Annotated in this window: 13 protein-coding genes; 6 read left to right on the forward strand and 7 right to left on the reverse strand. The window is 70.4% G+C overall.

Features of this window, described 5'->3' with window-relative positions; genetic code table 11:
- Nucleotide 1: 1 nt before the first annotated feature.
- Both ACFYRX_RS30360 and ACFYRX_RS30365 read right to left on the reverse strand, forming a co-directional pair.
- Complete coding sequence (locus tag ACFYRX_RS30360) at nucleotides 2-946, reverse strand: CU044_5270 family protein (protein WP_389106395.1); 945 nt, start codon at nucleotides 944-946, stop codon at nucleotides 2-4.
- Nucleotides 939-1,556 carry an RNA polymerase sigma factor gene (locus ACFYRX_RS30365; RefSeq protein WP_389106398.1) on the reverse strand — a complete coding sequence of 206 codons (618 nt, stop codon included), beginning with the start codon at nucleotides 1,554-1,556 and terminating at the stop codon, nucleotides 939-941. The genes ACFYRX_RS30360 and ACFYRX_RS30365 overlap by 8 nt, the downstream gene beginning before the upstream one ends.
- Nucleotides 1,557-1,724: 168 nt before the next feature.
- Here ACFYRX_RS30365 and ACFYRX_RS30370 point away from each other — a divergent pair, with 168 nt between their 5' ends.
- Complete coding sequence (locus tag ACFYRX_RS30370; protein ID WP_389106401.1) at nucleotides 1,725-4,868, forward strand: sacsin N-terminal ATP-binding-like domain-containing protein; 3,144 nt, start codon at nucleotides 1,725-1,727, stop codon at nucleotides 4,866-4,868.
- 42 nt (nucleotides 4,869-4,910) lie between these two features.
- Here the strand turns inward: ACFYRX_RS30370 and ACFYRX_RS30375 are convergent, their stop codons facing one another.
- Nucleotides 4,911-5,141, reverse strand: a complete 231-nt coding sequence (locus ACFYRX_RS30375; protein WP_389106404.1) for a hypothetical protein — start codon at nucleotides 5,139-5,141, stop codon at nucleotides 4,911-4,913.
- Nucleotides 5,138-5,395, reverse strand: a complete 258-nt coding sequence (locus tag ACFYRX_RS30380) for a hypothetical protein (protein ID WP_389106407.1) — start codon at nucleotides 5,393-5,395, stop codon at nucleotides 5,138-5,140. The genes ACFYRX_RS30375 and ACFYRX_RS30380 overlap by 4 nt, the downstream gene beginning before the upstream one ends.
- A gap of 93 nt (nucleotides 5,396-5,488) precedes the next feature.
- Here ACFYRX_RS30380 and ACFYRX_RS30385 point away from each other — a divergent pair, with 93 nt between their 5' ends.
- Entirely contained in the window at nucleotides 5,489-6,343 is an 855-nt protein-coding gene (locus tag ACFYRX_RS30385) for a DUF5707 domain-containing protein (protein ID WP_389106409.1), read from the forward strand.
- A gap of 167 nt (nucleotides 6,344-6,510) precedes the next feature.
- Nucleotides 6,511-7,311 (forward strand): hypothetical protein, encoded by an 801-nt coding sequence (locus ACFYRX_RS30390; RefSeq protein ID WP_389106411.1) that lies wholly within the window; start codon nucleotides 6,511-6,513, stop codon nucleotides 7,309-7,311.
- Between the two features lie 119 nt (nucleotides 7,312-7,430).
- Here the strand turns inward: ACFYRX_RS30390 and ACFYRX_RS30395 are convergent, their stop codons facing one another.
- Both ACFYRX_RS30395 and ACFYRX_RS30400 read right to left on the reverse strand, forming a co-directional pair.
- Nucleotides 7,431-9,824, reverse strand: coding sequence for a cation-translocating P-type ATPase (locus ACFYRX_RS30395; RefSeq protein ID WP_389106414.1), 2,394 nt, complete (start codon nucleotides 9,822-9,824; stop codon nucleotides 7,431-7,433).
- A gap of 112 nt (nucleotides 9,825-9,936) precedes the next feature.
- A complete protein-coding gene (locus ACFYRX_RS30400; RefSeq protein WP_389106417.1) occupies nucleotides 9,937-10,218 on the reverse strand; it encodes a DUF2530 domain-containing protein in 282 nt (93 codons plus the stop codon).
- A 111-nt stretch (nucleotides 10,219-10,329) separates the two neighbouring features.
- Here ACFYRX_RS30400 and ACFYRX_RS30405 point away from each other — a divergent pair, with 111 nt between their 5' ends.
- Complete coding sequence (locus ACFYRX_RS30405; protein WP_389106419.1) at nucleotides 10,330-11,724, forward strand: NCS2 family permease; 1,395 nt, start codon at nucleotides 10,330-10,332, stop codon at nucleotides 11,722-11,724.
- A 7-nt stretch (nucleotides 11,725-11,731) separates the two neighbouring features.
- Here ACFYRX_RS30405 and ACFYRX_RS30410 read toward each other — a convergent pair whose 3' ends face one another.
- Nucleotides 11,732-11,920: a ribbon-helix-helix protein, CopG family gene (locus ACFYRX_RS30410; RefSeq protein WP_389106422.1), complete on the reverse strand. Its 189-nt coding sequence runs from the start codon at nucleotides 11,918-11,920 to the stop codon at nucleotides 11,732-11,734.
- A 145-nt stretch (nucleotides 11,921-12,065) separates the two neighbouring features.
- Here ACFYRX_RS30410 and ACFYRX_RS30415 point away from each other — a divergent pair, with 145 nt between their 5' ends.
- Nucleotides 12,066-12,503 (forward strand): MarR family transcriptional regulator, encoded by a 438-nt coding sequence (locus tag ACFYRX_RS30415; RefSeq protein ID WP_356023003.1) that lies wholly within the window; start codon nucleotides 12,066-12,068, stop codon nucleotides 12,501-12,503.
- Nucleotides 12,504-12,599: 96 nt separating this feature from the next.
- Nucleotides 12,600-13,874: an MFS transporter gene (locus ACFYRX_RS30420; protein ID WP_389106424.1), complete on the forward strand. Its 1,275-nt coding sequence runs from the start codon at nucleotides 12,600-12,602 to the stop codon at nucleotides 13,872-13,874.
- Nucleotide 13,875 lies beyond the last annotated feature (1 nt).

Genomic DNA, 13,875 nt, shown 5'->3' on the forward strand with positions numbered 1-13,875 from the left:
CTCAGGGGCGCTGCAGCACTCGGTCCACCACGCCCTGGGCGGTCACGTGCTGATACTGGTCGTACGGCTTCCCTCCGGCCGTGACCCGCTCACGCAGCCCGAGGTACCGGTACGACTTCGCGTCGAAGAGCAGCACCCGTCCCCCCGATGTCCATGGGCCACCGGCCGGGCCCCCCACGTATCGCACACCGATGGCTGCGCGCCCGTCGACGTCCGTCCGGCCCGGCAGCACCTCGACTCCGGGGACGGCGGCGAGCGCCTCGAACGCCGCGGAACGCAGTCCCTTGGGCAGGAGGGGAGCGCGGAGCAGGCCGGAGAGGAAGACCTGGACCATCGGCCACTCGTCGGCCTTCGTCGGCCTGCCGTACTCCGGATCCCCGCCCATGTCGCGCAGGGTGATCGTCAGTTTGCCCGGCTGGAGGGGCAGTTGCTCCAGCTGCGACCACCTGCGCGGCGGCCAGGTGCCCTCGCCGGGCCGGTCCGCCCGGACCCACTGGGTGTGGCCCAGCTCGCTGACGTAGGACTTCTTGGACCCGTCGACCGAGCTCCAGCTCTCGTCGACGTACGTCTTGCCCGGACCGCCCGAGACCGGCGTCCGCTCGATGACCTCCTTGGTGTAGATGAACTGGTCGTCGCGCGGGGCGACGGGCTTCTCGGTCCGCAGGGCCTCGGCCGCCGCCCCTCGCAGCACGGTGGTCGCGCTCACCGTGCGGGTGCGGGGTGTGTTCTCCCCGGTGTTCTGGGCGACCACCACGGTTGCGGTGACGGCCGCCGCGGCGACTCCGGCCACGGCGACCCGCAGCAGCGGGCGGCGGCCCACGACGGCGGGTGCGGCGGCAGGGGCCTGCATCGCCTGGTACAGGCGGAAGCGGGCGCGGGCACGGGCGGTGTCCGAGAGAGGGGGCGCGTCCGCGTCCCACTCCCTCAGGAGCTCGATCTCATTCATTGCCGGATTCCTCTCGAAGAGCGGTCGGATCGGATCCGCCCAATGCCTCACGAAGTTTTCTGCGAGCCCTGTGCAGCCGCGACCGGACCGTCCCCACCGGCACGCCGAGGGCGGCCGCGACCTCCTCGTAGCCGAGGTCGGCCCAGGCGACCAGCAGCAGCACGTCCCGGTGCCGGGCGGGCAACCGGGCCAGGGCGCCCGCGAGTTCGCTGCGTACGGCCTCCGCGCTGACCCGTGCCGCCACCCGGTCCGCGACCGTCTCCTCGCCCTGGGCGCCGGGGGCGGTCGCGGGCAGCCGCGCGAACGCCTTCAGCCGCCGGGCCTCGGCACGCCGGTGGCGGCCGATGAGGTTGGTCGCGATGCCGAACAGCCACGGGCGGGCGTCGGCCGAGTCCGTGTTGTACCGGAAGCGCTGCTGGAACGCGGTGGTGAAGGTCTCCGCCATCACGTCCTCGGCCGCCTCCGCGCCGAGCCGGCGCGCCGCGTAACGGTGCACCGAGTCGGCATGACGGTCGAAGAGCACGGCGAACGCCTCGGGCTCGTCCCACGACCGTTCGATCACCGAGGCGTCCCTGTCCTGCCCCGTTCTGACGCCCGGTTTGACGGTCATCGGGTTCCTTTCGTCGCTGTGACGCTCTGAAGCTCGGGCTTTCACCTGTACTTCGCCGCTCGCGGGAATCCGGTTCCCCACGGTGACCGGGCGCGGGGCCGCAGGGGCGGAGTCTGCCTCTCCGGTCCTCGCGGTACCTTCGTCGTCACGCCGATGAGGAGAGTCAACGTGAGCAAGTTCGTGCGGCCCGCCGCCGAGGGTGCCGACCCGTTCGGGACCGCCCGGCTCAGGCGAGGTGTGCTGGACGCCTGGGCCACCAGTCCGGCCCGTTTCCGCGAGGACGCCAACGCCGAGGAGGACCTCGTTCTCGGCGGTTACCGGGACCGGCTGGTCGTCGAGCTCGCACAGAACGCCGCCGACGCGGCAGCCAGAGCGGGGGTGCCGGGCCGGCTCAGGCTCACCCTCCGCGAGGGCGTCCTCTTCGCCGCCAACACTGGCGCCCCGCTGGACGCGACCGGTGTCGAGTCCCTCTCCACCCTCCGCGCCTCCGCCAAGCGCGAGCCCCGGGCCGGCGCGGCGGACGAGGCCGGCGCGGTGAGTGCGGTCGGCCGCTTCGGCGTCGGCTTCGCCGCCGTGCTCGCCGTCACCGACGAGCCCGCCGTCGTCGGCCGGCACGGCGGGGTCCGCTGGTCCCTCGCCGAGGCCCGCGACCACGCCGCCGAGACCGCCCGGCACAGCCCCGGGCTCGGCGACGAGGTCCGCCGCCGCGACGGCCATGTCCCGCTCCTGCGGCTCCCGTTCGCCGCCGAGGGCACCGCCCCGGACCCGTACGACACCGTCGTCATCCTCCCCCTGCGCGACCCGGCCGCCACCGACCTCGCCGAGCGTCTCCTGAACGCCGTCGACGACGCCCTCCTCCTGGCCCTTCCCGGGCTGGAGGAGGTCGTCATCGAGACGGACACGACCCGCACGATCAGCCGCCGCACCGACGGCCTCTTCACCGTCGTGGACGACTCGCGCGACGGTACGACCCGGTGGCGTACCGCGTCCGCGCACGGGCCGCTCACCCCGGAGCTGCTCGCCGACCGGCCCGTCGAGGAGCGGCTGCGGCCGCACTGGTCCCTCACCTGGGCGGTGCCCGCCGACGCCGACGGCACCCCGGCGCACCCCCGCACCAGCCCCGTCGTGCACGCCCCGACCCCCAGCGACGAAGCCCTCGGCGTGCCCGCGCTGCTCATCGCGTCGTTCCCGCTGGACACCACCCGCCGGCACGCGGCGCCAGGCCCGCTCACCGACTTCCTCGTGCAGCGCGCGGCGGACGCCTACGCCGAACTCCTCGCCGGCTGGCGGCCGGTGGGCGAGGGCATCATCGCGCTCGTGCCCGGTCCGCTGGGCAAGGGGGAGCTGGACGGTGCCCTGCGGCAGGCGATTCTCGAGCGCCTCCCGCGCACCTCCTTCCTCCCGCCCGCACTCGAGCCCGACGGCGACGCGGAACTGCCCGAGTCGCTACGGCCCCGCGAGGCCGAGGTCGTCGAGGGTGCGGGCGCCGACACCGTGCGGGTGCTCGCCGAGGTGCTGCCGACCCTCCTGCCCGCCGGTCTCGAACGGCGTGTGGAGCTGCGGACGTTGGGCGTCGCCCGGGTCCCGCTGACCGACGCCGTGGACCGGCTCGCGGGCCTGGAGAAGGAACCGGAGTGGTGGCAGCGGCTCTACGACAGCCTCGCGGGAGTCGACCCCGACCGGCTCTCCGGACTGCCGGTCCCGCTCGCCGACGGTCGGACGACCATCGGGCCCCGGCAGGTGCTGCTGCCCACGTCGGACGGGTCCCTGACCGACCCGGAGGTCCTCGCCCGGCTCGGCCTCAAGGTCGCCCACCCGGACGCCGTCCACCCGCTCCTGGAGAAGCTGGGCGCGCTGCCCGCGACTCCGCGCGCGGTGCTCACCACGCCCCAGGTCCGGGCCGCCGTGGCCGCCTCCCTGGACGACGACGGGGCACTGGACTGGGAGCAGGACACCCCGGACGCCGAGGAGCTGGCCGACACCGTCCTCGCACTCGTCCGGGACGCGGGCCTGGAGCCCGGCGAGGAGCCGTGGCTGGGCGCGCTCGCCCTGCCCGACGAGGAGGGCGAGCTGGTCCCCGCGGGCGAACTCGTGCTCCCGGGCAGCCCGTTCGCGCAGGTGATGCGGGAGGACGAACTCGCTCTCGTGGACGCCGAACTGGCCGGGAAGTGGGGTGAACAGCCCCTGGCGGCCTGCGGTGTGCTCGCGAACTTCGCCCTGGTCCGCGCCGCCGACGTCGTCCTCGACCCGGACGAACTGGAGCCGCGCGAGGGCGACTTCGCCCAACCGGACGACGCGGGGCTGCTGGACGCCGTGGACGTGTGGTGCGAGGACATCCTCGACCGGTTCCCGGACACACCGGTACCGCCGGTCGCCACCGAACTGGTCGCCGTACGCGATCTCGACCTGGTCGACGACGACAAGTGGCCCCAGGCCCTGGCCATGCTCGCCCGGCCGCCGCTGCGTGACGCGATCACCCAGCAGGTCCGCATCCTGCTGCCCGACGGCACCCACGAGGTCGTACGGCCCTACACCGCCTGGTGGCTGCGCGGAAACCCGGTGCTCGACGGCCGCCGCCCCGCCGGTCTGCTGGCGGCCGGGGGAGACCCCCTCCTGCGCGGCCTGTACGACGAGGCGGACGCGACCGGGTTCGACGACGAGCAGGTGCTGCGGGCGCTGGGCGTACGGACGTCGGTGGCGGCGCTCCTGGAGGAGCCGGGCGGCGCGGCGGAGCTCCTCGACCGCCTCGCCGACCCCGACCGCCCGGTGACCGGCGCACAACTGCACGCCCTCTACGGCGCGTTGGCTGACCTGGACCCCGAACAGGTCACCCTCCCCGACGAGTTGCGAGCCGTGACGGACGGCCGGGTCGAGGTCGTGGACGCGGCCGACGCGGTGGTCGTCGACTCACCCGACCTGCTCCCCTTCACGCAGGGCGTCCCGCTTCTCCCCGTACGCCCGTCGCGGGCGGGGGAGTTGGCCGAGCTCTTCCAGGTCCGACGCCTCAGCGAGTCCGTCACGGGGTCCGTCGACTCCGAGGGCACCGAGCACGACGTACCGGAGCCGGTACGGGTACTGCTGGGCGCCCGGACCCCGTCGACGTACGTCGAGCACGAGGAACTCGTCGTCGACGGCGTGGAGATCGACTGGCGTCTGACGAACGACGGCATCGTGCACGCCTCCACCCTGGAAGGCGTGGCCGCGGGTCTCACCTGGGCGGCCGGTCAGTGGCGCCGCCGCTTCGAGGTGGCGGCCCTCCTGGAGGACCCGACCCGCACGGCGGAACTGGCCCGGGACCGCTGGTTCGACTGAGCGAAAGGGGGCCGTCCCGACGGACGGCCCCTGCTGGTTCTGTCAGTCCGCGCCGGGGTCGAGGAAGTACGCGTACTTCTCCAGATCGAGCGTGATACCGGTCAACTGCCGGACCCGCTCGGCATGCTCCTCCGTCAGAGGCACATCACCGACGAGGTCGGCCGGTGCGATCCCCACGAGGTCTGCGAGGACATCCACGCCGACCGAGGTGACATCGACGGACGAGTCGAGGAACTCGTCGTCCTTCGGGAAACGGGAGATGGCGAGTCTCATGGGGTCATCTTCCGAGAGAGGTCCTGCTCCGGCTCCAGGAAGTAGTCGTAGGTCTCCGGTTTCAGCGTGATGCCGGTGAACTGCCGGACGCGCTCGGCGTGTTCCTGCGTCAGCGGATACACGTCGGTCAGCTGCTCCGGTGTCGTCCCCAGGAGTTCCGCCCAGGCTTCCCCGCCGACCGCGGTGACGTCGGTGGACGAGTCCGGACTGTCGTCGCCCTTCGGATAGCGGACGAGGATGTAGAAGATGCTCACACGAAACTCTTACCAGTCGTGCAACCTTTCGCCCCACTCGGCTATCTGATCAGTGAGAGTCACACAGACTCACTCATCTCACGTGGGGAACACATGCGTATACGAGCCACCGTGGCCGCCGTCACCGGTGCCCTGGCCCTTTCTGCCCTTGCCGTGCCGGCCGTGCAGGCCGCTGACGGAGGCATCGGCAGGCCCACCGCCGCGGAGCGCTTCGGGGTCTCCCGGTCGGCGATGAGCACGTCTGCCGCCGCCGAGGAGCTGCCGGTCGTCTCCAAGGTGACCGTCAACGGTGCCAAGGACATCGTCCTGGGCACGACGGCCGCCAAGAAGTTCACCGTCTCCGTGACGGCCAGCCACTCCGCCGGCATCCAGGACGCCTACATCGACCTGTGGCACGGTAAGGACGTCGACAACATCGACGGCTGGTTCCCGCCGAACGAGGAGACCGCCTCCTGCACCGCGGTCAACGCCACCACCTCGACCTGCAAGCTCACCGTCACGGTCGTCCCGGGCAGTGACCTCTACATGAACTCGCTGGCCGGCACCTGGCACGTGGCGGCCGCCGTGTTCGCCGCCGACGAGACCGGCAGCACCTACTGGAACGACTTCTACGGCACCCACCGCGTCCAGCGCCTGTCGAAGCTCACCGTCAACGCCGCCCCCGAGCCGGTGAAGAAGGGCAAGACCATCACGGTCACCGGCAAGCTGACGCGCGCCAACTGGGAGACCCGCAAGTACGCGGGTTACTCGACCCAGCCGGTGAAGCTGCAGTTCCGCAAGAAGAACTCCAGCACCTACACCACCGTGAAGACCGTCAAGACCAACACCAAGGGCGACCTGAAGACCACGCTCAAGGCCACGGTCGACGGGTACTTCCGCTGGAGCTACGCGGGCACCTCCACCACCCCGGCGGTCAACGCCGCGGGTGACTTCGTCGACGTCAAGTAGGGCGTCCAGCAGGACGTCCAGCAGGACCTCAGAAGGTCGACGGGAAGTAAAGCGTTGCGCATGTGCGGTCAAAATCACGCCTCACGCGTACAACCAGTCCCATGAGTCACGAGTCTTCTCGACGAGTCATCAGACTCCGAGAACTTCTCTCCTCATGGGGAACGCACATGCGCATACGCGCCCTCGTCCTTGCCGCCTCCGGCGCCGTGGCCCTCTCCGCCCTCGCCGTGCCGTCCGCCCAGGCCGCCACGGCCGGGCCCGCGGTCACCTTCTCGCAGCTCAAGGTCAACGCCGGCAAGAACATCGTGGTCGGCCCGACGACGACCGTCACGGTCTCGGCGACCTACACCGTGACCAAGCCCGCGAGCCTGAACGCGAACTCGTTCCAGACCGGCCCCGTTCTCTACCGCGGCGCCACCCTCGGCCTGAACTCCGACGACATGCTCGGCGGTGACGGCCCCGGCACCTGCACGGCGTCCTCCTCGACGGTCCTGAAGTGCTCGGCGAAGATCCAGTTCCGTCCGAAGGGCTCCGACGAGGACGGCGACCTGCTCAGCAGCGAGGCGGGCAGCTGGAAGCTGGGCGCGCTCGCGGTCAACGAGGACAACGGCCTGACCTGGCAGGGCAACCTCGGCACCACCAAGCTCCAGCGCAAGGCCACCCTCACCACCGACGCCTCCCCGGAGCCGGTGACGAAGGGCAAGACGATCACCGTCACGGGCAAGCTGGCCCGCGCCAACTGGGACACCAACAAGAACGCGGGTTACTCGACCCAGCCGGTGAAGCTCCAGTTCAAGAAGAAGGGTGCGACCACCTACACCACCCTGAAGACCATCAAGACCAGCACCACCGGTGCCCTGAAGACCACGGTCAAGGCCACCGCGGACGGCTACTTCCGCTACGTCTTCGCGGGCACGACCACGACGTCGCCGGTCAACTCGACGGCCGACTTCGTCGACGTCAAGTAGAACGCGCCCCGTCAGGGGCGTGGGGCGGAGTCGATTTGGGGCTCCGCCCCGCGGGCGCGCCAAGCCACGACGGCGCCGCGGACAACCCACAACGGACGCATCCCGGCTGAAGCCCGGCGCTAGGCGGGAACGCGGCGGTCCACCCACTTCCACAGAAGTTCCAGGGTGGCCGCCGCCACCACCGAGATGCCCACCGCGATCCACGGCATCGTCGCCCCGACCAGCTTCAGTGCGAAGAAGTCCTGCAGCCACGGCACCGCGAGGACCACCACGAAGCTGAGGCCCATCGCCGCGACCAGGGCGATCCGCCACCAGGTGTACGGGCGGGCGATGATCGCCAGGACCCACATCGAGATCAGGAACAGGGTCAGGGTCGCCGCGCTCGTCTCCGCGTCCAACGCGCCCGCTCCGGTGTAGTGGTGACGGGCGATCAGATACGTCACGAAGGTCGCGACCGCCGCCACCACCCCGCCCGGGATCGAGTACCGCATCACCCGCCGCACGAAGTGCGGTTTCGCGCGTTCCTTGTTGGGCGCGAGAGCCAGGAAGAAGGCCGGGACACCGATCGTGAGCGTCGACAACAGGGTCAAGTGCCGGGGCAGGAACGGGTATTCGACCTGCCAGCACACCACGAGGACGGCCAGCAGTACCGAGTACACGGTCTTCACCAGGAACAGCGTGGCGACCCGGGTGATGTTCCCGATCACCCGCCGCCCCTCCGCGACCACCGACGGCAGGGTCGCGAAGCTGTTGTCCAGCAGCACGATCTGCGCGACCGCCCGGGTGGCCTCCGAGCCGGAGCCCATGGACACCCCGATGTCGGCGTCCTTGAGGGCGAGCACGTCGTTCACCCCGTCGCCGGTCATCGCGACCGTGTGCCCCTGCGACTGGAGCGCCCCCACCATGTCCCGCTTCTGCTGCGGGGTGACCCGCCCGAACACCGTGCCCTCGTCGAGGGACTTGGCCATCTCCTCCTGATCGGCGGGGAGTTGGCGTGCGTCGACGGTCGTGCCCGTCAGTCCGAGCTTGGCGGCCACCGCCCCGACCGACACCGCGTTGTCCCCGGAGACGACCTTGGCCCGGACGTCCTGCTCGGCGAAGTACCGCAGAGTGTCGGCCGCGTCGGGCCGCAGCCGCTGTTCCAGTACGACCAGGGCGGTCGGCCGCGCTCCCCGGGCCACCTCGGGATCGTCGAGGTCCCGGACGGCCCGGGCCAGCAACAGCACCCTGAGGCCCTGCTCGTTGAGCCGCCCGGTCTCGGCGAGAGCCGGATCGTCCCCGGCGAGCAGCACGTCCGGCGCCCCCAGCAGCCACGTACCGACCTCGCCGTCGCCCTCGCTGAAGGAGGCGCCGCTGTACTTGCGGGCGGAGGAGAAGGGCAGCGACTCGGTGCAGCGCCACTCCTCGACGTCCGGGTAGACGTCGATGATCGCCTTCAGTGAGGCGTTCGGCCGAGGGTCGGACTCGCCGAGGGCGCCCAGCACCTTGCGCACGTACGACGCGTCGGCCCCCTGGAGCGGCCTGACCTCGGTGACGTTCATGCCGCCCTCGGTGAGGGTGCCGGTCTTGTCGAGGCAGACCGTGTCGACGCGGGCGAGGCCCTCGATGGCCGGGAGTTCCTGGACGAGGACCTGTTTCCGGCCAAGCCGGATGACACCTATGGCGAAGGCGACGGAGGTCAGCAGCACCAGCCCCTCGGGGACCATCGGCACGATCCCGCCGACCGTGCGCGCGATGGAGTCCTTGAGGTCGTTGTCCTTCACGAACAGCTGGCTGACGACCAGGCCGATCGCGGTCGGGACCATCATCCACGTCACGTACTTGAGGATCGTGGAGATGCCGGAGCGCAGCTCGGAGTGGACCAGGGTGAACCGGGAGGCCTCCTCGGCGAGTTGGACGGCGTAGGCCTCGCGGCCCACTCTGGTCGCCTGGAAGGCGCCGCCGCCGGCGACCACGAAACTCCCGGACATCACATGGTCGCCGGGCCGCTTGACCACCGGGTCGGCCTCACCGGTCAGCAGTGACTCGTCGATCTCCAGGCCGTCGGCCTCGACGACCACACCGTCGACCACGGCCTTGTCGCCGGGCCCGATCTCGAGGAGGTCGTCGAGGACGATCTCCGAGGTGCCGACCTCGGTCGCGGCCCCGTCCCGCCGTACGGTCGGCCTGGCCTCACCGATCACCGCGAGCGAGTCGAGGGTCTTCTTCGCCCGCCACTCCTGGATGATGCCGATCCCGGTGTTGGCGAGGATGACGTACCCGAACAGGCTGTCCTGGAACGGCGCGACGAACAGCATGATCAGCCAGAGCACGCCGATGATCGCGTTGAACCGGGTGAAGACGTTCGCCCGGACGATCTCCGCCATGGACCGGCTGCTGCGCACCGGCACGTCGTTGACCTGGCCCCGCGCCAGCCGATCGGCGACCTCGGCCGCGGTGAGCCCGGTCACCGGCCTCGCGATGACCGTGGGGTGCACAGGGTCGAGTTCGGTGCCCGCGTCGGTGTGCGTCATGCATTCGACGGTACGTGCGGTTTTGCGGCTTCACCCGCCGAGTGGGCGGAAGTTCCGACCTGGGGAGGAGACGGGCGCGGGCGTGTGATGCCGTGGTACTAGGGGGTGCTCGTCACTCGGCATCAGGGTCGGCCGGCGTCTCCTCCGCGGCCCTCCTGATCGCCGCGTCCCGCTTCCGCACGAACCAGGTGCCGTACAGCCCCAGCACGCCCCCGGCCAGGCAGGTCCACACCCACCAGGTGCGGTCGTGGTCCGCGAACCAGCCGTAGAAGGGGAGCTGCACGAGGAAGAGGACGAACCACAGGATCGTGCCACCGGTGATCGTCGCGACGACCGGGCCCTCCAGGGGCTCAGGCGCCTCGTGCTTGATGGGTCCCGAAAAGAACGCGGCCATGGGGACAGCTTACGAGGCGATCACATCTACGCGCGGAGATCGCCATGGTCCGACACATACGTTCATACTGAAACGGTCTACGCCTGTCCACTTCTGCTCGTAGGAACATCCATGCCGACCGCCCTCGACCGCTACTTCAAGATCTCCGAGCGGGGCAGCACCCTGCCGCGCGAGATCCGGGGCGGCTTCGCCACGTTCTTCGCGATGGCCTACATCATCGTGCTGAACCCGATCATCCTCGGCAGCGCCAAGGACATGTACGGCCATCACCTGGACAACGGCCAGCTGGTCACCGCGACCGCCGTGACGGCCGCCTTCACCACGCTCCTCATGGGCGTCGTCGGCAACGTCCCGATCGCGCTGGCCGCGGGGCTCGGCGTGAACTCCGTCGTCGCGCTCCAGCTCGCGCCCCGGATGGCCTGGCCGGACGCGATGGGCATGGTGGTCCTCGCGGGCCTGATCGTGATGCTGCTGGTCGCCACCGGTCTGCGCGAGCGCGTCATGAACGCGGTGCCCTTCGGTCTGCGCAAGGCGATCTCCATCGGTATCGGCCTGTTCATCATGCTGATCGGGCTCGTGGACGCGGGATTCGTCTCCCGCATCCCGGACGTCGCCCAGACCACCGTCCCGCTCCAGCTCGGCGGCGACGGTCACCTCACCGGATGGCCGGTCCTGGTCTTCATCCTCGGCGCCCTGCTCACCCTCGCGCTGATCGTCCGCAAGGTCTCCGGCGCGATCTTGATCTCGATCGTCACGATGACGGTGCTGGCGGTCGTCATCAACGCGGTCGCCACGGTCCCCTCCTGGGGCCTGACGACCCCCAAGTGGCCCGGCAACCCGGTCGCTACCCCCGACTTCGGCCTGATCGGCAAGGTCAGTCTCTTCGGCGGCTTCGACAAGGTCGGTGTGCTGACCGGCATCCTCTTCGTCTTCACGGTCCTGCTGTCGTGCTTCTTCGACGCGATGGGCACGATCATGGGCGTCTCCGACGAGGCCAGGCTCACCGACGCCCAGGGTCAGATGCCCGGCATCAACAAGGTGCTCTTCGTCGACGGCCTCGCGGTCGCCGCCGGCGGCGCGAGCTCGTCGTCGGCGACGACGGCCTTCGTGGAGTCGACCGCCGGCGTCGGCGAGGGCGCCCGCACCGGCTTCGCGAACGTCGTCACCGGCGGCCTCTTCGCGATCGCGCTGTTCCTCACGCCGGTCGCCACGATGGTCCCGTCCCAGGCGGCGACCCCGGCCCTGCTCGCGGTGGGCTTCCTGATCCTGGCCGGTTCGGTCAAGGAGATCGACTGGGCCGACCACACGATCGCGATCCCGGCCTTCATCACCATGGTGATGATGCCGTTCACCTACTCGATCACCAACGGCATCGGCATGGGCTTCATCACCTTCGTGATCCTGCGCCTGGCGGCCGGCCGGGGCCGGGAGGTTCCGGCGCCGATGTACGTCGTCGCGGCGGTGTTCGGCTTCTACTACCTGATGCCCGCGCTGGGTCTCACGTGAGCCGCGCTCACGTGACCCCGTAGAACTTCTCCGTCTCGTCGACGGCGGTCTGGAACCGCTCGTCGAAGTCGTCCCGAACGAGCGTCCGGATCACATAGTCCTGGACGCTCATCCCCCTTTTCGCCGCATGGTCCCGGAGCCGGTCGAGCAGCTCCCCGTCTATCCGCAGGCTGAGCACGCTGGTCCCCATGAACACGAGGGTCGCCGCCGACGGGGAGCGCCGTTCACTTTCCGCTGTCGACTCACTCGTACGGGTGAAGATCGGGTTTCAGTGGCCGGAGTCACGGGAATCCTCGCACACGCCAGCTTGTTTAGCGAGAGTAATGAGTTACGCTAAAGAGATGCCGGACCTAACCCATGGCGACGACGCTGCCGCCGTGAACTCCCTGCGATCAGCCGTGATGCGACTGTCCCGTCGGCTCAAGCACCAGCGGGTCGACGAGTCACTGAGCCCCACCGAGATGTCGGTACTGGGCACCCTTTCCCTCTGTGGCAAGGCCACCCCGGGCGAACTCGCCCGCAAGGAGCACGTCCAGCCGCCGTCGATGACCCGCATCGTGGCGCTGCTGGAGGCCAAGGGACTGGTCCGGCTGGAGCCGCACCCCGAGGACCGCCGCCAGAAGGTCGTCACGAAGACCGAGCAGGCCGAGGCCATGCTCGCGGAGAGCCGCGCCAAGCGGAACGCCTTCCTGGCCACCCTGGTCGACAACCTCGACGAGGACGAGTGGGCGAAACTGCGCGCCGCCGCCCCCGTGCTGGAGAAGCTCGCACACCTGTAAGCCGCAACGAGGAGGCGAACCCTGTTGAGTTCGGGACCCGGAGCAGACTCCGCCCCCGCACCGACCCCTACTACCCCGGACCCTCCCAAGTCCTCCATGTTCAGCTCGCTGAAGGTCAGGAACTACCGCCTGTTCTTCGTCGGCCAGGTCGTCTCCAACATCGGCACCTGGATGCAGCGCATCGCCCAGGACTGGCTGGTGCTCAGCATCACCGGCTCCGCCACCGCCGTCGGCGTCACCACGGCCCTGCAGTTCCTGCCGATGCTGCTCTTCGGGCTCTACGGCGGTGTCCTCGTCGACCGGCTCCCCAAGCGCCGCGCGCTGCTGTTCACGCAGTCCGCGATGGGCGCCACCGGCCTCGCGCTCGCCGCCCTCACCCTGACCGGCCACGTCCAGGTCTGGCACGTCTACCTCGCCGCCTTCGCCGCCGGTCTCGCGACCGTCGTCGACAACCCGGCCCGCCAGACCTTCGTCTCCGAGATGGTCGGCCCCGACCAGCTGCAGAACGCGGTCAGCCTGAACTCCGCGAACTTCCAGTCGGCCCGCCTGATCGGCCCCGCGGTCGCGGGCGTCATGATCACCGGCGTCGGCACCGGCTGGGCGTTCCTCTTCAACGGCCTGTCCTTCGTCGCCCCGCTCGTCGGCCTGATGATGATGCGAAGCCGTGAACTGCACGTCGTCGAGCGCGCCCCGCGCGGCAAGGGACAGCTGCGGGAAGGCCTGCACTACGTGGCCGGGCGGCCCGATCTGATCTGGACCATCGTCCTGGTCGGCTTCGTGTCCACCTTCGGCTTCAACTTCCCCGTCTTCCTCTCCGCCTTCGCCGACGACGTCTTCCACTCGGGCGCGGGCTCCTACAGCCTCTTCAACACCCTGATGGCCGTCGGCTCCCTGGCCGGAGCCCTGCTCGCGGCACGCCGCGGCACCGCCCGGATGCGGGTGCTCGTCGCGGGCGCGGTGGCCTTCGGGGCGCTGGAGGTCGTGGCCGCGACCGCCCCCTCGCTGTGGCTGTTCGCCCTGCTCATGGTCCCGATCGGCATGTTCGGCATGACGGTCAACGTCACCGCCAACAGCAGCGTCCAGCTGAGCACCGACCCGGCCATGCGGGGCCGCGTGATGGCCCTGTACATGATGGTGTTCATGGGCGGGGCGCCCGTCGGCGCGCCGATCGCCGGCTGGGTCACCGACGCGTACGGCGTCCGTGCGGGCCTCGCGTCGGGCGGCGCGATCTCCGCGGCGGCGGCCGTGACGATCGGCCTGGTCCTGGCCCGGGTCGGCAACCTGCGGCTGTCGATGGGCTGGAACCACGGCCACCCGCACGTCCGCTTCGAACCACGCGAGACCCAGGAGCAGCTGGCCGCGGCCGCGTAAG

This window comes from Streptomyces sp. NPDC005374 (assembly GCF_042872225.1).
Taxonomy (GTDB): domain Bacteria; phylum Actinomycetota; class Actinomycetes; order Streptomycetales; family Streptomycetaceae; genus Streptomyces.